The following is a 22945-nucleotide window of genomic DNA, read 5'->3' as shown; positions in this document are numbered from 1 at the left end:
TATAATGATGTGTAGATTTAATTACAACCTTTAATAAAACATGTTCCACATTCCAGTTAATTTTGCATTTTTTTGCAAACAGATGTTAATGTTGATATAATATTTAAAAATGTAAAACCTACATTATTTTCCTTCCCCCATAATATTTTACATATAGCATTTATTCTTTATAATATAGACATATGAACAGTAAATGAGTAATTTTTAGTGACGTAGATGGTACAATCTACCCATTCCCTGATAAAACATTATCAGATGTTAACAAAAATAAAGTAGTCGAACTTAAAACAAAAGGTGTTGATTTTGTTATCAATACTGGTAATCCACCATTAGAAAAAATCAAACGTTTAGCCAAAGAATTAAATGCTAGATATATTTGTTGTTCAAATGGTGCTATGATTTATGATGTTGAAGAATCAAAACCAATTCATATTGAATATATGAATACTGAAGAAGCTAAAAAAGTATGACCAATCGCTGAACGTACCGGCGTTTTACTCTACTACATGGGAACAGATCAATATTACCTTCATGGTGATTATCCAAAATATCGTGAATTCTTAACAACATTCAATGAGTATAATGACTGAATTGATGATGGAAGAATTAATGATGACTTACACAAAATCGAAGCATACGGTGAGCCTGAACAAGTTGCTGAATTTTACAAACAATGTAAGGAAGCGAATTTAGATTTTGAAGTAGTAAATATTTTAGATAAGTACGTCGAAATTACAAATCATGGAGTTTCAAAGGCTTCAGGACTAAAATGACTATGTGCAAACGTTTTTGATGCAAAACCGGAAGAAGTTATGGCTATTGGTGATAGCAAAAATGATGTTGAAATGTTCAAAGCAGTTGGATATTCATATGCAATGGACAATGCTGATGCATATACAAAATCAGTTGCAAAATACTACACTTCAGCAGTTGAACAAGATGGTCTTGCAGAAGCTATCGATGACTACTTATACCGCACTGACGTAGACTTAAAAAGAGCTATTTCACAAGGTAAAATTAAACCAAATCATAAATAAACCTCGTCGAGAGGTTTTTCTTTCACTCTACTTTTAAATGTTTTATAATTATTAAAAATAATTATAACTAAGGTCGAAATATGAAGTTTAATGAAATGATAAGAGTTTTAGAAGAAAAACCTATTACACCAATTACAGGAACTCAAGAAACAAAAGGTTCTGATGTTTGGTATCCAATTTTTATAACAATAGTGGTACTTGGTGCATTGCTTGTTTTATTTTTACTTCTACTTGTAATTAGAAATCGACATTTTTCTAAAACAGTTAAATATTCTGATGACACAAAACGAATTTTGCAACACAAAGCAACAGAAAATAAAGACGCAATTCAAAAGTGCGAAATCTTAAGTCGTAGTCAAGATGAATATATTTCAATTGTTTGGAACCTTAGAGATATTAATAAAGAAATAGTTAAGCAAAAAGATCAAATTTTTAAAATTCTAAAACTTTTAGATGATTCAGTTGCAAATCGTAAATTAAGAGAAACATTAAAATTTAAGAAACAAGTCAAATCTCTCTTAAATGAATATAATGAAAACTTAAATAAATTTAATATTATCACTGATAAGTTCCTTATTGCTTGACAAAATATTGAAGATGCATTTTCAAATTATCTTGAATTAACAGATGAGTTTTCAAGCATTATTGAAAAATCACAAAAAATCATTCCACACGTTGCTAAACCGCTCGAAAGAAAAATAACTTCATTTAACAAAAGTTTAACTGAAATGCAAAATTCAAAATATAAAGGCGAATTTAATGAAGCTGATGTTAAAATGAAGAAATTAAAAGGTCAACTACTTGACTTATTTAAATTGGTTTCAGGAGCCAACAGAATTGAGCACATTTTATTCTATGTATTACCACTTGAAATCGGTAACAAAGTAGAAAAAGATAAAAATCCACAAACACTAAAAATTTACAAAGACCTAGAATTAAAATTAGCTCAGTTAATTAACAATTGAGACAAAATCTCTTCTGAATCATTGGAAAAGAATATTAAGTTTATTTACCGTCAATTTTTAGTTACACATCATGCCACAAAGTTATCACAAAGAATTGCAAATTTTGTTAATAAAAACAAAAAAATCATTGAACAAAGTTTCATGAAAGTTCAAAAAATGCATAAGAAAATTAACGGTGAAAATGCAACATTAGATAAACAATTCTTAAAATTAGAATTAAAAACAAATGAATGATTAAATTGTAAAAAGTTTAGTCTTTGAAAACAAATTACAGAAGAGTTTTTAATCATATATCATGGTTATATAAATTTATATCGTGAATTTACATTTAAAAACAAAGTTAAAGAGTCTGAAGAAAAATATCAAACAATTAATATTAACAAAACCAAAGAAATGTATTTCGAAGTGATTAATAATGAAATGTTGCCAAAAAGCAATGCAATAAATACAAAAACAATGGAATTAATTGATATTTATAATAAATACTTCAAGAAACAAAAAAGTTGAAACAAGTTACAACCAATTTGAAATGATTTTGTCTCAAATATTTCTTTTTTAACAAAAGGTATAGCTTTAAATGAAAAATATAAAGAAATGTTTGACAAATTGTGCTTAATTATTTCGCAAGATCAGATTTTCTTATTAAAAGAAGATAACTTAACTAAATATAAAGAAACATTAGCAAATATTAGATTAGTAGTTGCGCAGGACAATGATTACAAAAAAGCCTACCACGCAATCAAAGACTACTTAAAGAAGGAAAAATATGTATAGTAAAATTTTAATTAGATACGGTGAATTAGTTCTAAAAAAGAAAAACCGTAAAACATTCATTAACCACTTAACAAATAATGTTAAGCACATTGTGGGTGTTGCTCCTCAAGTTGAATTTGATAGAATGTACCTACCATATAGTGAAGAAAATATTAAAAAACTTAATTATGTTTTTGGTATTAGTTCTTACTCACCGGTAGCAGTTGTTGATAATGATATTGAATTATTCAAAGAAACAGTACTTAAATTAGTTAATCCAAATGCAAGAACATTTAAAATTCAAGCGAGAAGAAACTACAAAAAGTTTCAACTTTCATCAGATAAAATTAATCATGCGCTTGGTGGACATGTATTAAAAAACACACACTTAAAAGTTGATGTTCATAATCCTGATCAAACATTTTATGTAGAAGTAAGAAATGGTCGTACATATATTTTCTCTGAATATATTAAAGGACTTGGTGGCTTACCTGTAGGTGTAAGTGGAAAAGTATTACACTTAATTTCTGGTGGTTTCGATTCACCAATCGCAGCATTAAAAATGATGAAAAGAGGTTTAAAAGTTGATTTCTTAACTTTCATTACACCACCTCAAACTGACGAAAGAACAATCCAAAAGATTACAAATTTAGTTAAAGTTTTAAATCAATATCAAGTTACTTCAAATCTTTTAATTGCAAACTATGCACATTTAATGAATTACATTTCATTCGTCTCAAAAGAATCATACAAAATCACATTAATGCGTCGTAGTTTCTACCGTATAGCTGAAGCAGTTTGTCAAAAATATGGTCAACAAGCAATCTCGAATGGAGATAACTTAGGTCAAGTGGCATCACAAACAATTGAGTCGCTTTCAGTTATTGGTGCAGCGACTAAAATGCAAATTTTACGTCCATTATTAACTTTTGATAAAAATGAAATTATTGATATTGCTAAAGAAATTGGTACATATGATATCTCAATCATACAAGCTAATGAAACATGTGAGTTATTTGCTCCTAAAGAACCTGTGACAAAGCCGAATTTAGATGAAGCAATTCGTTTAGAAACAGAACTTAACTCTATTTTCGAATATGAAGCAGATTTAATTAATAATAAAATTGAACTTGTTAAACTTAAGAAAGAAATATAAAAATATGATCGGTCATCGATCATATTTTTATATTATCAACCATTATAAGGCGCAAACAATAGAATTGAAACAGCGATATTAATAAGTATTATTATAAATAATGAGAATTTCTTTTTCGCCAAGAAATAAGAACCAAAAATTCCAACTGGGACATAAATCTTTAAAAGAATATTACGATAGTAACCGTGTCCATGTGCTATAAAAACATCGTATCCACTTGCACCAGGTTTTGATAACTTAGCATATTCATCAATGCTTTTGTTGAAAATAACTTCTGGGAATAAAATTGATATTAATAGTTGTAATGATAATGCAATCATAATTCCGGCAACAATTGGTTTCATAACAATAAGCATATTTGCAATGTATTTATTAGTTTTAAATTTTTTAACGTATTTCATTGCTAATGCCATAACAAATATGGCTGGTAAACAGAAAATTAAGTAGGTTAAGAATACCGCTAAATATCCTCATCATTCACCGTTTGCAACTAAATATCCGGTGAAAAAAGCAAATTTAGTTGAAACAACTCCAGGAGTTGTGTTGGCAATTGTAAAAACTGAATCTATTTTATCTTGAGTTAATTGACTTGCCCCAAAGTTATTGTGCATAAGAGTTCATAATCAACTGAAGATTGGCATAAATACTTGCCCGCCACCAAATACCGATAATGAAATAATGATAATTAATGGAATAGAAATTAATAAACCGATAGCAAGCATTATTCACCATCCTCTTCTATGACACTACAATATTTGTTATGTATTGAACATAAATTATGACGATAGATTTTGTTTTTAACTTTTTCAATTTCGGATTGTTTTATTAAATTAGCATTTTCAAGAACTTCAATTTCTGCTTCTGAAATTTGCTTAATTTCTTGTATTTCTTTAATTTGATTTTTACGTTTATTTCTTACTACAAGGTAAATTATTGTATATACAAGGATAACTGTAAAAATTGCAACAACTGGTAGATTATATGGAGCAGGTACAAATAATGAATATGCAATTGTGAAAAATAATATTGTAATTCAAAATGGTAGTTTCATAGTATTTTTTGCTTGTTTTAAGTATCTAGAAGCAAAATTGATTAAAAATGCAATGATTGAGACTAACACTCCCACTGAAATTATTTTTAATCATCTTGGATCTAAATTAGAAAATAGCACAAGAATTCCGAATGCAACTAGCACATGGGGCAAAATAGCTACTAATGTTAAAATAGTTCCTCATAATTTTCCGAGTAGTTTAATACAAATGTAACTAACAGTTTGGATAACTGATGCACCAGGCAACATATTTGTGACAATAACTACATCATCAAATTCGTCTTGAGTAAGTCATTTTTTCTTGTCAACCGCTTGGTTTTTAATAACTGGCAGCAATGCGTTACCACCTCCAAACCCAAGGAAAGTTACTTTAATAATGAAAAAGAAGACTTCTCAAAATAATTTGAATTTACTTTGTGAACTTGTTTGTTTTACTTTTGTTTTCATATTAATAAAATAATACATTATTTTAAATAGCATATCTTGTTCAAATTTCAATAATTGTGAAAAAATTCACCATTAAATTAAAAAAATAATTCAAATTATCAAAATAACTATATAATATAGACATGTTTAAACAAAGATACATGATTACAACAATTAATATTAATACATGACGTACATCTATTATTATGAACGTTATTATTTAGTTGTAATCTGTTAATGTATACTAACAATAACAGATTTAGAATAAGAGAAATCTGTTATTGCTTATGAAACTATAGAGGAGCTTTTAATAAGAGTAAGTAATGGAGCTGGCAAGCAATGAAATTACCGAAAGGATATAAAAGCCGAAATATTATGTGTGGCAACACAAGTATTGGTAGAAAAGCATAAAAGATTTCTACTCTTTGGTGAACCATTGGTGCTATAGATTTACATAACTTTTTGAATTAATAATTATATATTGATAGTCAAAAAAGTTTTGTAGATTTGTAGTCTACAAAGCTTTGTTTTTTACATACCATTTTCAAACTAATACAAAGGAGAATAAAATGACAAAAAAATTAAAAATATTTCTTAATTTATCAATTACCGCAGTTTCTACAACTCCTGCTTTAGCTTTAGTGGCATGTGGTACTACAACAAATAACGACACATCTAACCCAGGGACTGGAGAAACACCTGTTACAAACTCAGGAGAAGGTCACTTAGCATGGGAAAAGCTTCAATCAATCGTGCAAAGAGACTTAAATAGCGTTGAACCATCTTATGGATTTAACGACACAAATGCAACAAAAGAAGGTTACTTACAACCTAGAGATGCATATAACGTAATTAACCCAGTAGTTTATTTTGACAATTCAATTGTTTCAGATAGCTATGCAAAAGATGGTTACTTACAACATGAATATAACTCAATATTCACAAATTTACCATGATTGTATGATAATTCATCTAGTTCAGGTGGAAGACAACAACCACTTTACGATACAACAGTATCATCATTTATTTCGATTCAACACACAGGTACACCAATTATTGAAACAGAAAAAACTCTTGATGAAACAACATTATCAGAAACAACAGTAGAACATATCTTAAGACCATCAGTAAGCCGTAGAAAATTCGAATTAGCTGATGCAATTATCATTATTACAAGCGATGGACAAGAACACGTATTTGATTCTGATGATGCTTCATTAGTGCCTGCTCCAACAATTGATGGAAAATACTATGCTTTCACATCAATTGAAAGATCATCAAATGATCCTAAATCAATTAACTCCGAAAACTTCAATGCAATGTTAAAACAAGCACAATCAGTAAAATTTAGAGTTAAAAAAGGTAACTTCTGAGTTGACCAAAATGGACAAAAAACACCATATGAAATTACTGCTAAAGACTTCCTTGTTGGACTTTTAAGAACTCAATTCATTGATGTTGATTTCAGAAGAAAAAATGGGGGATCAAAACAAGTTGACGATTTAGTTACTGCGGCACTTCTTAACCTTTCAAAAGGAAGATTTGATGATGATTCTAGATACAACAACAAATACTTATACAACTTATTTAATATAAATTTTGACAACATGCTTGATGAATCAAAAGCACTTTCAACTGATGATCAAGGCAATACATACTTCTCAGTTGGTAAAGTTGAACCAGGTTTATCTGCTCAATTTACAAAATTAATTGATGACTTAGTCGCAACATCATATGACTTTGTTCCTGCTCCATCAGCATATATTAATGCTAAAAATGAAGAAGTATCAAACGATACATCATCAACTGCAGAAAAAGTTAAAGAGATCTTTAAACCTACAACAACAACATTTAAACAAGAAGAAGACTTGTTCAATGGATTAAAAAATGTAAATGGTTTAGCAAAAGAAGCTGGAATTTACTGATATGGTGCTAGCTTAGATCAAACATTATTTTCTGGAAAATACTATGCTGTAGCATATAACCCAGATACACAAATCGTTGCAACAAAATTAAATACACACTACGCAGACCAAAACTTTGTTAACGATCCACGTACAATTAAAGAATTTAGAAATAAATATACAACTACAACAATCGAAGAAAAAACATTCGATGACCAATCATGAAAAAATTACCTTTCAGGTACAGAATATCGTTTTGCATGATCAACATTATCTGAAGCTGAACGTACAAAAGTTTCTGATAAATCTAGCGCAACAAATAATCCTTACGGATTATCATATTCAAAAGTTCTTTCAAAAAATAAATTTACAAGATACCAAACATGAAACTTAATTCCTGATAGTGGTGCAGATAATAGTTCTGTAAGTGATGCATACATCAAATTAATGTATGGTGGAACTAGAGATCAATTATCAAATGGAACACTTGCAAATAACATTGAAAACATTACATTAGGAATGGGCGCTGAATTTAACTCATTAATTTCAACAGCAATTGACTGAGCTGCATATGCACAAAACCAATATGGTCCATCTCAACAAAAAAATGCATGAGTAACAGCATTCTCACCAGATAGTCTTATTGTTGCCGGAAATGATGAAGATAAAACAGCTGCAAACACACTTAGAGAAAACAGTAAATTAATTAACTCATTCTTTGCAGTTGATTCTGCAAACGGAACAAGAGTTCAATTTGACGGTGTTCAAGGAACATTAATCCAACCTGGTCAATCTGTTGCAATTAAAAATTCAGATACATTATTACAATCACCAGTATTTGAACAAGTTAAAACAAAATTCAAAGCATTACTTGATAGATTCTATGCTGCAAACCCTGAATTACAACCAGAAACAAATGCAAATGATAAAATTAGAATTAATGTATTATATCGGTTCAATAATTTACCTGGTACAATGACAAACACATATGAATTAATTCAAGCAGTATTGAATTCATTAGATTCAAGATTTGAATTTTCAATTAGACGTCCAAAAGATAGAGATGAATGACAATCATTCTGATTAAACGGAGCTTCTCCAGTTGGATTTGTTGGATGAGGATACGATTACGATGGAATCGGATCAGGAATCGACGGTTACTCACACAGTAATGCAGTTTTAAACACAGCATTATTCAAATTAATTTCAGATGATGCTTATGCACAAAAAATGGAAGCATTATATCCAAGACTTGTGGCAGCGTCTAAAGCATTCAAAAAATTAGTTGATACATTAAATGCTGATGGATCAAAACAAAAATTATCATTAACACCACAACAAATTTCTGGTTTAACAACAAAACAACTCTCAACATTAGGAAACATCCTTGGTGTTAAAAGATTTAATGAAAACAATGAATTAGTTGATATCCCAGCAGAAGAAACAAGTCAATACATTTCATTAGAATTATTAATGTCAACATTCTGATTAACATACACAACAAGTAATTCAAGCGTAACAAAATTACAATTAGTTGAATTAGCACAAGAAATTTCAAATATCTATGGAGCATATCCAGATGTTGCAATGGCTGTTTCAGTTAAAACATTCACAGAAACATTATCGAACCCTAACTATGTAATTCCTGCAAATTACTCAGACTTCGATGATTTAACAACAATTAAAACAGCACAAGCAAAATAGTAAACAAACAAAAAAGATCTATATAAACTGAAAGGAGATTTAATGTTAAGATATATTTTAAAACGTTTAGGTTTTGCATTGATAACATTAGTCATCATCATCCTTGTGGTTTATTTATTAGTGGCACAATTTACTGAAAACCCTTTTCTTAAAGCTGCTTTAAGTAAGGGGCTTAATAGTGGTGATTCTTCAGAGGCTTCACAAAAATTATTTAAAGAAGCCTTTGAACAATCCGTCAAGTTTCACCTTGTACCAAGTGATTTAAATCTTAGTGATTATCCAAACGGTACATGAGCAAACATAAAAGTCAGTCCAATTGTACGTTTTGGTTATTGAGTTCAAAACTTATTTACTAATAAACAAAATCCATTTGGAGTACCTTATAATGAAGGAATTTTAACAACAGCAGGAGCTACAACAATTAGTGGTTTCTTCTTCAAATTCTTAAAATACTCAATTATTATTACACTTCCAGCATTCGTGATTTCAGCAATTATTGGAATCGCATTAGGAATTGTTGCTGGATATAAACGTGGATCAGCTTCTGATGCCGGAATTAACTTATTTGCCTTAATCTTTGTGGCATTACCAAGTTTCGTTATCGCGCCGATTTTAATATCAATTCTATTTTCTATCAATGTACCACCCGTATTCCTAAACTTCAATGATGAAGCAGTTGTAAAAACTCAAGGTTGAGGAAAAATTATTCTTTCATGAATTCCACCAATCTCAATCATTGTTTTAGGTTCATTATCAGGTTACATTACATATACTAGAAACCAAGTTATTAGTGTACTTACATCAAATTACATTTTAATAGCTAAATCAAAAGGACTTTCAAGAAAACAAATCTTCTTTAAATATGTCTTAAGAAATATTTCAATCCCACTTGCAGCAATGCTTATTCCATCATATATTGGACTTCTTAGTGGGGGAATTGTTATTGAAACTTATTGAAAAGTACCAGGGACATCACAAGTAATTGCACAAGCATTCCCTAATGGTGAAATTAACATTATTATGTTCTCAACTTCATTCTTTACATTATTAAGTTTAGTAACTACAATAATTGTTGATATTTCATTTGCATTGCTTGACCCTAGAATTAAGTACTCTTCATCAAGTCAATACAGCTACTCACGCTTCTTTAAAGCATATTTAGCAAGAGAAAGACAATTTAATGAATTAACCAAAGAAGAAACAACAATACAAGTAGCGGAAGGAGAATAAGTATGAACGCCAAAGAATTCGAGAAAAAATATAATTTAAATCTTAATGGTTCATTACGTTCAACTATTAGTTCTTTCGCTGCTAAAGATGATGCGAATTTAAATAACATTGCCGGTAAACCTAAAAAAATAGTAATTGAAATCTTCAAAAGATTCTTCTCAAGTTGATCAGCTGTTGTTGGTTTAATAGTATTTTTAGGAGTTTTACTTGCTTCTATCATCATTACATCTACATCATTTTATAGTTCAACAAACCCAATTTATGATGATATCAAAATCAATGTCTATGATTTAGATGGTAACTTAATTAAATCAGGCGTTGCTTCAACAGCAAAAGTAATAAGCTTGCCGCCAACATTTGAACCTTTCGTTATCGCAAGCCCTTACAGCCAAGAGATATCAATCTTTAATAACTCTAATTTCTATGGTGGTGCATTCAAAGTTAATGACATGGACTTATTCAACCATGCAGGAATTGGTTTAATTAAAGACAAAACATTTAGAATCGATGAAAACAAAACACTTTACATTGATATTTACAACTTTTTAAAAATGCTTAACATTTCTGCTGCACTTGATAACGCTGGATTTAATCCTGCTACAACATCAAAAGCAGACGCAATTAAATTAGCTGGATTCATTATCCAAAACAACCCACAATTAAACTTAGCCACAATATTAGGAACAAATGACAAAGGTCTTGACATCTGAACAACTTCATGAGTTGGAACATGACAAGCTATTAGACTTGCAATCATTGTTGCTACAATTCAAACAATCATCGGTGTAACAGTTGGTGCATACCTTGGTTTCCACGTTGGTTCATGAATTGATACAGTTATGATGCGTTTAATTGATATCTTTGTTGCACCTCCTACACTTATTTGACTTTTAATCTTTGCGACTACATTCGGTACAACAGATTTAACATTAGGATTTGCCTTAGTGTTCGTTGGATGAGTTGGTTCTGTTGGTAGAACAAGAATGTTCATCATCACAGTTAAAGATTCAGAATTCATCACTGCTTCAAAATCGGTTGGAGCATCAAAAGCAAGACTTATCTATAAACATGCACTTCCAGGAATCGTTGGAAAAATTGCTACATCATATGTTGCTTCAATCCCATCAATTATTATGTCAGTGTCATCACTTGCATTCCTTGGGTTCTTCAAATCAGATCAAGCTAACCTTGGGGCTATCTTATCTTCGGCTGCCTCACAAGCAAGTACAAACGTATGAATTCTTGCATTACCTGCTACAATCTTACTTCTTATCTCAGTATCATTACACTTCGTTGCACTTGGAGTTCATGATGCTCTAGATCCAAAAGTAATCAAATCTAAATAATAAAGGAGATTTTTATGGAATTAGAAAATAAAGAATTAATCCATGAAGAAGTAGTAGCATTACCTGAAAATCAAGAAGTTAAAGAATTTTTATCAATGGAAACGCGTGAAGATAATGTTTGTCAACCTATTGGAGGTGCACGTTGTGGTGGAAATTGTCAAGGTAACCACAATGCAATTCTTCAATATGCTAAACCTCAAGATCAAAGTTTATTAAGAGTTAAAAATTTAAAAGTATCATTTAAGATCTCAAGAAATAAATTCATCACAATTGTTCGTGGAATTGATTTATCAATTGATAAAGGACAAATCATCGGACTTGTTGGTGAATCTGGTTCAGGAAAATCTGTTACATCTAAGTCATTGTTAAATATTAATGAAAATGCTTTTATGACTGCAGATCAAATGGAAATCAATGGTATTGATCTTTTACAATCAAATAAAGATAAATTCTGACAAAAAATCCGTGGACACGTAATTGGTTATGTGCCACAAGATCCATTGACATCACTTAATCCAACTAGAAAAATTGGAAAACAACTTTTAGATGCTTTAAATAAAAATCAAGACTGAAAAACTAAAACATACGTTGAAAAACGTAAACACCTTGTTGGTTTACTTGAACGTTTTGGAATTAGACGTGCTGAAGAAGTATTCGATATGTATCCTCATACATTATCAGGGGGTATGAAACAGCGCGTTATTATTGCGATGGTTGTTGCTCTTCGTCCAAGTTTAATTATTGCTGACGAACCAACTACTGCACTTGATCCAACCGTTCAAGCCTCAGTGCTAGCATTATTCGAACAAATTAGAAAAGAATTAAACATTACAATTATTTTAATTAGCCATAACATTTCAGTTGTTGCTAAATTCTGTGACTATATTTATGTTATGTACGCAGGAAAAATAGTTGAAAGAGGTCTTAAATCAGAAATATTTACAGATCCAAAACACCCTTACACATGAGCTTTAATTTCGGCTATCCCAGAAAATAAAGAAGATCGTTTATATTCAATCAGTGGAACACCACCTGATATGAACAACTTACCACTTGGAGATGCATTTGCACCTAGAAATGAGTATGCATTAGAAATTGACTTCATCAAAGAACCGCCTCTCTTCGAAGTTTCGCCTACTCATTATGCTGCAACATGACTTCTTCACCCTGAAGCACCAAAAGTACAATTATCAAATGAATTATTAACCAGATTAGAAAGTTTCAAGAAGGTATTCTATGCAAAAAAATAATGAAAAGAAAACTATTTTAGAAATAATCAACCTTAAAAAATATTTCACAGGAAGAAATTCTGTTAATAAAGCTGTAGATGATGTTAGTTTTACAGTTAAAGAAGGTGAAATTGTTGGGCTTATAGGTGAATCTGGTTCAGGAAAAACAACTGTTGGTCGTTCATTATTACGTCTATATGAAGACTTCAACGGTTTTGTACGCTTAGATGGTAGAATAATCTCTGGTAAAAAAATCTCTCGTAAGAGAAGAAAGTTTATGCGTAAGAATATTCAAATGATTTTCCAAGACCCAATGGCAGCACTTAATGGACAAAATACAATTTACAGTATTTTAAAAGAACCTTTAGTTGTAAATGGAATCATTAAAGAAAAGAAAAGAGACATCAAAAAAGACTGAACTAAAGTTAAAAACAACTTTAAATATACATTCTTAGAAAAATCATTAACTCTTAAATTAGAAAACTTAAGAATTTCAAACAAACTTTATAAACCATTTGTTGAAAAATGAGACAAAAATGCTTATGATATTACTTTTGGAAACGAAGGTAATATCGATGATGAATTTAACAAATACTTTTCATATTTAGAAGAAAAAACAAGAATCAACACAATTGTAATTAATAACTTATATAAAAATTCAGAAAAATTAATTAATTTATATGAACAAAAACAACAAGATTTTAGAAATAAAAACATTGATTTAGATGAAGTTGAACTTGAAAATGCACGTAATAACTACAAACATCAAAAAAGATTATTCTTCTTTACTCAAGAGTACTTCGATGCTAAAGAAGCAAGTGCAAATAATAAGCTTCAATTTAAAGAAGATTATTCAAACTATCATGATAAATTAATGATTTCTAAAACTTCAATTAAGAACTTTAAGTCTGAAATTTATAATGAATTCAAAATGCATAAAAATGATGCGAGAAGTACATATTATTTAGATTTCTACTTCCATGAAACAAAATTAAAATATTTAAACAAATACTTATATCGTTTAATCAGTAAAAATATTCGTAGATTATATTTCTTAGATTTTGAGGATTTAAAACAATTAGGTGATGAATTTAGAGCATATTCACAAAACTTCTATAAACAAGAATTAAACTTCGAATTAAAATCAAAAGCTGATATTAAGAAAGTTAAAACAATTGTTGATGAAAAATTTAGTTTTGATTTAACAAAATACATCCAAAAATCAGATGAATTAAAATTCGAATTAGCAGATAAACTTAAAAAATCACGTAAAAGATATTTCAAAGGTGCATTTAAAGTATTTAATGAATTCTTTAAATTAGCACCAGATTACCATGAAGAACGTGTTAAAGCTAAAAATGAGTTCAAAAAAGCACAAAAGAACTTTGATATAGAAGCAGAAAAATACATTATTGAGTATCAAAAACGCATTGAAAGCATTAATGAAAAAATCAATCAAGAACTTGAAGAACAAAAACGTTTACAAGCAATTGATGCAAAATTAATGATTCATTTTAAAGAGAATAATTCTAAATTTAATCAATATTACAAAAACACTTTTATTGCACAAGCAAAAACACCAGATAAATTAAAACAAGCCAAAATTGATGGAAAAGTGTTCCAAACAAATGTTCATGATAGATTAAATGGAATTAAATCATTCCAAATTGAACTTAAATATTTAAATAAAAACTTACATAATATTTACTTATTATTAGGAATTTCAAAATTTGATTTATTTATAAGTAAAGCACCAAAGAAATTAGCTAATTTCATTTCAGGTTTAACTATTCCGTTTAGAATGAAAAGAATTGGTGAACTTTACACTCAAGCCAAAATTTATAAATCATTAGAAGATGTTGGTTTATTAAAACAATTTGCTTATCGTTATCCACATGAATTCTCTGGTGGACAACGTCAAAGAATTGTTATCGCACGTGCTTTAATTAGTGAACCTAAAGTTATTGTTGCTGATGAACCAATTGCTTCATTAGATATCTCAATCCAAGCTCAAGTTGTTAACTTGCTTAAAGATTTATGTAAAACAAATAATATCGGTATGGTATTTATTGCCCACGATTTATCGATGATCGAATATGTTGCTGATAGTGTACAAATTATGCACTTAGGTAAAATTGTTGAATCAGGTAAAACAGAAGCAATTTATGCTAACCCAGTTCACCCTTACACCCTTAATTTATTTAAAGCAATACCTAAAATCTCAAATGCAAACGAAAAATTCCAAGATGTTAAATTCGAATTATCATACTTAGAAGAACAAGCATTCCCAAATGTATCAAATATTTATGAAATTGAAGATGGTATTCATTACATCTATGGAACTGAAGCACAAAGAGATAAATGAATCCAAAATTTAAAAAATAAAGAATAAACCGCAAAAAAGGAATTGATAATATGAAAATTAAAAATAAATTAAATTATGAATTCCGTAGTTTGCGCTTTTGGTTAATTAACTTAGTTTATCTTGTTATATTTGCAACAATTTCAATTGCATATTATGCAACGTATTCAGATCAAGTTTTTACATCAAAAGTATTATTCGATTTATTCTCAACCGCAACATTTGTTACATTTCTAATCTCTTTACTTTCTTTAATTCTAAAATTAGGTTTCTTAGAAAAAACATTCACAAAATTAAAAGAAGCCATGTTTAGTGTTAAAGATTCTAGAGAGCAAAGAAGTTTAAATAAAATGTCACCAGATGAAAAAAGAGCATACTTTTTGGTAAAAGAAAAAGAACAACATGCCATTAAAAATAAAAACATCAAACCAAAAACTAAATTTCCATTCATTTTTAGTTCGATCTTATGAGCAATACCATCAATAGTATTACTCATACTCACGTTTACTATTCAATGAAGCTAAGCATTTGCTTGGCTTTTTTTGTTTTTTCTTTGTTTAATTCATCTTACTAAGCAAAGTAAATTTAATAATGCGCACATACATGTACATACACGTACACGCGTGAAGGGGGAAATAAATTAAATATTTACAATATTTTCTAGTTGGGTTCAAAAAATTGTATTATAATAATCTTGCTTTTCTTAAATGAGCAAATAATATTTAAAAATTAATTTTATTTTTCTTGTTGAATTAATAAATTATATGTATAATAGTTTTGCTTGCTTGATAAAGAAGCACTTAAAGTTCTTTTAAAACTAGATATATACAAGACATGACAGTCAATTTTTTCGAGAGTTTGATCCTGGCTCAGGATGAACGCTGGCTGTGTGCCTAATACATGCATGTCGAGCGGAGTTCCTTCGGGAACTTAGCGGCGAATGGGTGAGTAACACGTACTTAACATGCCCTTTAGATTGGAATAACGATGAGAAATTATCGCTAATGCCGGATACTTATTTAGATCGCATGATCAAAATAAAAAAGGAGCCTTTAAAGCTCTGCTAAAGGATTGGGGTGCGTAGCATTAGCTAGTTGGTAAGGTAATGGCTTACCAAGGCGATGATGCTTAGCGGGGTTGAGAGACTGATCCGCCACACTGGGACTGAGATACGGCCCAGACTCCTACGGGAGGCAGCAGTAGGGAATTTTCCACAATGGGCGAAAGCCTGATGGAGCGACACAGCGTGCGGGAAGAAGGCCTTCGGGTTGTAAACCGCTGTTATTTGGGATGAAAAAGTAGTAGAGGAAATGCTATTACCTTGACAGTACCTTATCAGAAAGCAACGGCTAACTATGTGCCAGCAGCCGCGGTAATACATAGGTTGCAAGCGTTATCCGGAATTATTGGGCGTAAAGCGTCTGTAGGTTGTTTGTTAAGTCTGGCGTCAAAACTTGGGGCTCAACCCCAAATCGCGTTGGATACTGGCAAACTAGAATTGTATAGAGGTTAACGGAATTCCTTGTGAAGCGGTGAAATGCGTAGATATAAGGAAGAACACCAACTGGCGAAGGCAGTTAACTGGGTACATATTGACACTGAGAGACGAAAGCGTGGGGAGCAAACAGGATTAGATACCCTGGTAGTCCACGCCGTAAACGATGATGATTAGCTAATGGGAACCATTGGCACAGCTAACGCATTAAATCATCCGCCTGAGTAGTATGCTCGCAAGAGTGAAACTTAAAGGAATTGACGGGGATCCGCACAAGCGGTGGAGCATGTGGTTTAATTTGAAGATACGCGTAGAACCTTACCCACTCTTGACATCTTCCGCAACGCTATAGAGATATAGTTGAGGTTAACGGAACGACAGATGGTGCATGGTTGTCGTCAGCTCGTGTCGTGAGATGTTCGGTTAAGTCCTGCAACGAGCGCAACCCTTATCCTTAGTTAGATGATCTAGGGAGACTGCCCGGGTAACCGGGAGGAAGGTGGGGACGACGTCAAATCATCATGCCTCTTACGAGTGGGGCAACACACGTGCTACAATGGACGGTACAAAGAGAAGCAATACGGCGACGTGGAGCAAATCTCAAAAAACCGTTCTCAGTTCGGATTGTAGTCTGCAACTCGACTACATGAAGTCGGAATCGCTAGTAATCGTAGATCAGCTACGCTACGGTGAATACGTTCTCGGGTCTTGTACACACCGCCCGTCACACCATGGGAGCTGGTAATGCCCGAAGTCGGTTCGTTAACTACGGAGACAACCGCCTAAGGCAGGACTGGTGACTGGGGTGAAGTCGTAACAAGGTATCCCTACGAGAACGTGGGGATGGATCACCTCCTTTCTACGGAGTACATAAATAACTTTAAAAGTTATTACCTTACACATTATGACTATTTTATTTTAATAATAAATGAACGGTCATGTTCTAATGTTAATAGTCCATTAGATATATCTAGTTTTGAGAGAACTTTCTCTCTTTGTTCTTTGAAAACTGAATAGTAAAGATAAATTAATATAACAACGACATCAAAAATAAATTAGTCAATTTGTTTTGGATTACCGAGTTAATTATTATTTAAAATAATAATTTATTAAAATGTCTTTGAATACATCAACAAACAATAGGTAAATATTGATAACAACTTTTAAATAAGTAAGAGTTTGTGGTGGATGCCTTGGGTCTGGAAGTCGATGAAGGACGTGATTACCTGCGATAAGCCTCGTGGAGCTGGATATAAGCTACGAAACGGGGATTTCCGAATGGGGGAACCTAACTAGAGTAATGTCTAGTTGCCGCGGAATGAATACATAGTTCCGTTGGCGAGACACGTAGTGAACTGAAACATCTTAGTAGCTACAGGAAAAGAAAATAAAAATGATTTCATCAGTAGCGGCGAGCGAACATGAAAGAGCCCAAACCAATTTTAAATTGGGGTTGTAGGACTATCTACACGAAGTTACAAAACATTGCTATAACAGAATAGAATGGGAAGTCTAAGCATAGAGGGTGATACTCCCGTATGTGAAATGGCAATGTCTTCTGATAGTATCCTGAGTAGGGCGGGGCACGTGAAACCCTGTCTGAATCTGCCGGGACCATCCGGTAAGGCTAAATACTAACCAGACACCGATAGTGAACTAGTACCGTGAGGGAAAGGTGAAAAGAACCCCGGGAGGGGAGTGAAATAGAATCTGAAACCACTTACTTACAATTAGTCAGAGCCCGTTAATGGGTGATGGCGTACATCTTGCAGTATGGACCGGCGAGTTATGATAACATGCGAGGTTAAGCAGAGAAAAAGCGGAGCCGTAGAGAAATCGAGTCTGAATAGGGCGTTTAGTATGTTGTCATATACCCGAAACCATGTGATCTATTCATGAGCAGGTTGAAGCTTAGCTAACCCTAAGTGGAGGACCGAACCGTAGTACGCTGAAAAGTGCCCGGATGACTTGTGAATAGCGGAGAAATTCCAATCGAACTTGGAGATAGCTGGTTCTCCTCGAAATAGCTTTAGGGCTAGCGTGTGATGTTAAGCTTTGATGGTAGAGCACTGAATATGGAATGGCCGCGCCTAGCGGTACTGACTATAATCAAACTCCGAATATCATTGTGTATTATCATGCAGTCGGAACCGGGGTGCTAACGTCCCGGCTCGCGAGGGCAACAACCCAGATCGTCGGCTAAGGTCCCAAAATTGTGTTAAGTCAGAAAGGTTGTGAGATTTCATAAACAACTAGGAGGTTGGCTTAGAAGCAGCCATCCTTTAAAGAGTGCGTAATAGCTCACTAGTCAAGAGATCTTGCGCCGATAATGTAACGGGAGTAAAACACAATACCGAAGCCACGGGTACAATTTAGTACGTTAGAGGAGCGTTCTTAGTGCGGCGAAGTCAGACCGTGAGGACTGGTGGAGCGCTAAGAAGTGAGAATGCCGGTATGAGTAACGATTTGAGGTGAGAATCCTCAACGCCTATTGGGAAAGGTTTCCTGGGGAAGGTTCGTCCACCCAGGGTTAGTCAGGACCTAAGGAGAGGCAGAAATGCGTATCCGATGGACAACAGGTTAATATTCCTGTACTACCTGCAACAAGTGATGGAGTGACGGAGAAGGATAACACTACCCATTATTGGATTTGGGGGTAAATAACAACTGGTGAGATTAGTAAAATGCGGTCTCTATAACCGGGAGTTATGATGCATAGGCTTAATCGCTGAATTGTGTGATTTCATGCTTCCAAGAAAAGCTTCTAAACGTTATAACGTTGTAGGTACCTGTACCGAGAACGGACACACGTTCCCAAGATGAGTATTCTAAGGCGAGCGAGAAAACCAATGTTAAGGAACTCTGCAAATTAACCCCGTAAGTTCGCGAGAAGGGGTGCCAACCTATGGTTGGCCACAGTAAATTGTGAGGGGCAACTGTTTATCAAAAACACAGCTCTCTGCTAAATCGCAAGATGATGTATAGGGGGTGAAGCCTGCCCAGTGCCCGAAGGTTAAGCGGATTTGTTAGCTTTAAGCGAAGCATTGAAGTGAAGCCCGGGTGAACGGCGGCCGTAACTATAACGGTCCTAAGGTAGCGAAATTCCTTGTCGGCTAAATACTGACCTGCACGAAAGGCGCAATGATCTCTCAACTGTCTCAACATTGGACTCGGTGAAATTATGGTCCCAGTGAAAACGCTGGGTACCCGCATCAAGACGAAAAGACCCCATGGAGCTTTACTACAACTTCGTATTGGAACTTGGCCTAACATGTGTAGGATAGGTGGGAGACGGTGAGACTAAGGCGCTAGCCTTAGAGGAGTCGACCTTGAAATACCACCCTTGGTATGTTGAGTTTCTAACCTGCCGCCGTAATCCGGCGGGGAGACAGTGCGTGGTGGGTAGTTTGACTGGGGCGGTCGCCTCCTAAAAGGTAACGGAGGCGTTCAAAGGTACACTCAATACGGTCAGAAACCGTATGTAGAGCGCAAAGGTAGAAGTGTGCTTGACTGCGAGACCTACAAGTCGAGCAGGTGCGAAAGCAGGACTTAGTGATCCGGCTGTACGTCATGGAACGGCAGTCGCTCAACGGATAAAAGTTACCCTGGGGATAACAGGCTTATCTTGCCCAAGAGATCATATCGACGGCAAGGTTTGGCACCTCGATGTCGGCTCATCGCATCCTGGAGCTGGAGTCGGTTCCAAGGGTTTGGCTGTTCGCCAATTAAAGCGGTACGCGAGCTGGGTTCAGAACGTCGTGAGACAGTTCGGTCCCTATCTGATGTGGGCGTTGGAATATTGATGAGAGCTGCTCTTAGTACGAGAGGACCGGAGTGGACGTACCGCTGGTGTTCCAGTTGTTCCGCCAGGAGCATAGCTGGGTAGCTAAGTACGGAAGGGATAACCGCTGAAAGCATCTAAGTGGGAAGCCCCCTCAGAGATAAGTATTCCCTTGAAATTCCTTGTAGACTACGAGGTTGATAGGATGGAAGTGTAAGTGTGGTAACACATTCAGCTGACCATTACTAATAAATTGATAGGTTTAAAAGTTAGAATGTATTCAAGGCATTTTAATGAATTATTAATTACTGTTCAGTTTTCAAAGAATAAACGCCCAAAAGGGCTTTTTTATTTGCTTTTTTGCATTAAAAAATAAGAAAATCTAATATAATACATTTGAAAATTAATAACAAAGAAAATGAGGTATAAACATTGCGAAATTTACTCTATCGCTTGCACAACTCATGACGTGATTTTTGAACCAATAAGCAATTATTAAAGAAAATACTTTTTACAAGTTTTTTACTTATGGTTTATATCATGGGTACAACGATTACTTCTCCTTACATTAAAGTCGGAAACGAAAATGTAATTGGAGAAAACTCATTCCTAAATACACTAAATTTAATAGGTGGAGGGGGACTTCGCCAATTTTCGTTATTCGCTTTAGGTATTAGTCCTTTCATTAATGCATCCTTAATAATGATGCTTTTACAATCTAAATTATTCCCGCCTATACATAAATTGAGTCAAAGTGGACCGCAAGGACGGAGAAAAATTAATGTAATTACAAGATTTGTGACTGTGGCAATCGCTTATCCACAAGCGATTTTCTTAGTTAAGTCACTTTCAGCAGGTACAAGAGGTGCATTTATAACTCTTACTAATACATCACCTTCTATTGCTTATTTTGTGATTCCAACAATTTTAACTGCAGCATCATTACTTGCTTTATTTATTTCTGAAGAAATTACAAATAAAGGTGTAGGAAATGGTACAAGTTTAATTATTTTCACTGGTATTGCAGCAAGATTACCTTTCCAATTCAAAAGTGCATTTGAGCATTACATTGGTGCTGATCCTGCGAACAATCCAAGTGGTATTTTAGTAGGTATAGTAAACTTTTCAACATATTTAATAGTCTATCTTGTAGTTGTTTTAATTGTTGCTATAGTTTATGTTGCTGAGCGTCATATACCAATTCAACAAGTTGGAGCTGGTCGTTCAAAATCTCTAAAAGAAATGGGTAAATTACCAATTAAACTTAACCCAGCTGGTATTATGCCGATTATTTTTGCAATGATGGTTTTATCATTCCCTACAATGATTGCTAATTTATTACCAGACGATAACGTGTCTAAAAATTGAATTAATCAAAACTTACAATTTACAAGACCAATTGGATTTACCTTATTAATGGTTATCATCTTTGCGTTTTCTTTGGTTATGGGTATTCAGCAATCTAAAGTTGATAAAATTGCTGAGGATTTTGCTAAAAATTCAACATTCATTCCCGGAGTTCGTCCTGGAGAAGAAACACAAGATTATTTAATTGGAATTGTGTTCCGTTTAAGTGTTTTCTCTTCAATTTATTTACTTATTTTAGGAAGTATGCAATTCGTGGAAATTATGGCTGGTATTTTACCTGCTGCATTCTCATTTGGTGGTACAGGACTTATGATTTTAGTATCTGTATCGTTAGAAACTGTAAGTCAATTACAAGCTAGATTAAAAACAAATAAACTCTCAAAAGCTAAAAGAGAGTCTCAAAAGAATATTGAAAGTAACACTGTATCAAGTGTTGAAGGGCTATTATGATAAAAAATATTGATAAAAACATTATTTTTATGGGTCAGCCCGGAGCAGGAAAAGGAACTGTAGCCGGTCTTATTTCTCATGAAAGTAATTTGGTTCATTTATCAACAGGTAATATTTTTAGAAGCGAAATCGCTAATAAAACAGAACTTGGTTTAAAGGTTCAAAATATTGTAACAACTGGTGGATATGTACCAGATGAAATTACAAATGCAATTGTTAAAAACGCAATTGAAAGATTAAGAGACGAAAATAAATTTTTCATACTTGATGGTTTTCCAAGAACAACAGCACAAGCTAAATTCCTTAAAAGCCTTGAAGGATTTGAATTTGTTGTTGTAGAACTACAAGTTGATGAATCAGTTATTTTAGAACGTTTATCAGGTCGTAGAACTTGCTCACAATGTGGAGCAGGATATCATGTTAAATTCCAATCTCCAAAACAAGAAAATGTATGTGATTTATGTGGTGCTTCATTAGTACAGCGTCCAGATGATACACCTGAACGTATTACACATCGTTTAGACATTTATAAAGAACAAACAAAACCACTTTTAGATTACTACAAAGCACAAAACGAGTTATATGTTGTCGATGCTTCTGTAACACCTGAAGAAGTGGCGCAAAAAGTTCTTTCAATTGTCACAAAAAGTGATAAAATTTAAACACTTTTAAATACATAGTATTTAAT

Annotated in this window: 13 protein-coding genes, 2 rRNA genes and 1 riboswitch; of the genes, 13 read left to right on the top strand and 2 right to left on the bottom strand. The window is 32.9% G+C overall.

The features are described 5' to 3' along the window. Positions 1 to 182: 182 nt before the first annotated feature. The 3 genes from H9M94_RS02485 to thiI all read left to right on the top strand — a co-directional run bounded on the left by H9M94_RS02485 (position 183) and on the right by thiI (position 3911). Positions 183 to 1037, top strand: coding sequence for an HAD family hydrolase (locus tag H9M94_RS02485; RefSeq protein ID WP_187469380.1), 855 nt, complete (start codon positions 183 to 185; stop codon positions 1035 to 1037). Between the two features lie 80 nt (positions 1038 to 1117). Next, positions 1118 to 2776, top strand: coding sequence for a hypothetical protein (locus tag H9M94_RS02480; protein ID WP_187469379.1), 1659 nt, complete (start codon positions 1118 to 1120; stop codon positions 2774 to 2776). Next, positions 2769 to 3911 carry a tRNA uracil 4-sulfurtransferase ThiI gene (gene thiI, locus H9M94_RS02475; protein ID WP_187469378.1) on the top strand — a complete coding sequence of 381 codons (1143 nt, stop codon included), beginning with the start codon at positions 2769 to 2771 and terminating at the stop codon, positions 3909 to 3911. The genes H9M94_RS02480 and thiI overlap by 8 nt, the downstream gene beginning before the upstream one ends. Positions 3912 to 3943: 32 nt before the next feature. Here the strand turns inward: thiI and H9M94_RS02470 are convergent, their stop codons facing one another. Continuing rightward, entirely contained in the window at positions 3944 to 4633 is a 690-nt protein-coding gene (locus H9M94_RS02470) for a chromate transporter (RefSeq protein ID WP_187469377.1), read from the bottom strand. Further along, a complete protein-coding gene (locus tag H9M94_RS02465; RefSeq protein ID WP_222931576.1) occupies positions 4633 to 5409 on the bottom strand; it encodes a chromate transporter in 777 nt (258 codons plus the stop codon). The genes H9M94_RS02470 and H9M94_RS02465 overlap by 1 nt, the downstream gene beginning before the upstream one ends. Before the next feature lie 267 nt (positions 5410 to 5676). Next, a riboswitch (Lysine riboswitch) is annotated at positions 5677 to 5841 on the top strand. A 116-nt stretch (positions 5842 to 5957) separates the two neighbouring features. Here H9M94_RS02465 and H9M94_RS02460 point away from each other — a divergent pair. The 10 genes from H9M94_RS02460 to H9M94_RS02415 all read left to right on the top strand — a co-directional run bounded on the left by H9M94_RS02460 (position 5958) and on the right by H9M94_RS02415 (position 22919). Further along, the gene (locus H9M94_RS02460; protein ID WP_187469376.1) at positions 5958 to 8996 is read left to right on the top strand and encodes an OppA family ABC transporter substrate-binding lipoprotein; all 3039 of its coding nucleotides are present in this window, start codon (positions 5958 to 5960) and stop codon (positions 8994 to 8996) included. Between the two features lie 42 nt (positions 8997 to 9038). Continuing rightward, entirely contained in the window at positions 9039 to 10226 is a 1188-nt protein-coding gene (locus H9M94_RS02455) for an ABC transporter permease (protein ID WP_187469375.1), read from the top strand. A 2-nt stretch (positions 10227 to 10228) separates the two neighbouring features. Further along, a complete protein-coding gene (locus tag H9M94_RS02450; RefSeq protein ID WP_187469374.1) occupies positions 10229 to 11572 on the top strand; it encodes an ABC transporter permease in 1344 nt (447 codons plus the stop codon). Between the two features lie 14 nt (positions 11573 to 11586). Continuing rightward, complete coding sequence (locus tag H9M94_RS02445) at positions 11587 to 12822, top strand: ABC transporter ATP-binding protein (RefSeq protein WP_255483442.1); 1236 nt, start codon at positions 11587 to 11589, stop codon at positions 12820 to 12822. Continuing rightward, a complete protein-coding gene (locus tag H9M94_RS02440; protein ID WP_187469373.1) occupies positions 12809 to 15193 on the top strand; it encodes an ATP-binding cassette domain-containing protein in 2385 nt (794 codons plus the stop codon). Before H9M94_RS02445 ends, H9M94_RS02440 begins: the two co-directional genes overlap by 14 nt. 23 nt (positions 15194 to 15216) lie before the next feature. Then, the gene (locus tag H9M94_RS02435) at positions 15217 to 15687 is read left to right on the top strand and encodes a hypothetical protein (RefSeq protein WP_187469372.1); all 471 of its coding nucleotides are present in this window, start codon (positions 15217 to 15219) and stop codon (positions 15685 to 15687) included. 322 nt (positions 15688 to 16009) lie between these two features. Next, positions 16010 to 17517 (top strand): 16S ribosomal RNA (locus tag H9M94_RS02430). 302 nt (positions 17518 to 17819) lie between these two features. Continuing rightward, positions 17820 to 20709 (top strand): 23S ribosomal RNA (locus tag H9M94_RS02425). The 16S and 23S rRNA genes sit together here, the layout of an rRNA operon. A gap of 162 nt (positions 20710 to 20871) precedes the next feature. Next, positions 20872 to 22260 carry a preprotein translocase subunit SecY gene (gene secY, locus H9M94_RS02420; RefSeq protein WP_255483441.1) on the top strand — a complete coding sequence of 463 codons (1389 nt, stop codon included), beginning with the start codon at positions 20872 to 20874 and terminating at the stop codon, positions 22258 to 22260. Further along, a complete protein-coding gene (locus H9M94_RS02415) occupies positions 22254 to 22919 on the top strand; it encodes a nucleoside monophosphate kinase (RefSeq protein ID WP_187469370.1) in 666 nt (221 codons plus the stop codon). Before secY ends, H9M94_RS02415 begins: the two co-directional genes overlap by 7 nt. Positions 22920 to 22945: the final 26 nt, after the last annotated feature.

Source organism: Mycoplasma sp. Pen4 (assembly GCF_014352955.1).
Taxonomy (GTDB): Bacteria; Bacillota_I; Bacilli_A; order Mycoplasmatales; family Metamycoplasmataceae; genus Mycoplasmopsis.
The sequence above is the reverse complement of the archived record's forward strand: the minus strand, read 5'-3'. Positions and strand labels throughout refer to the sequence as shown.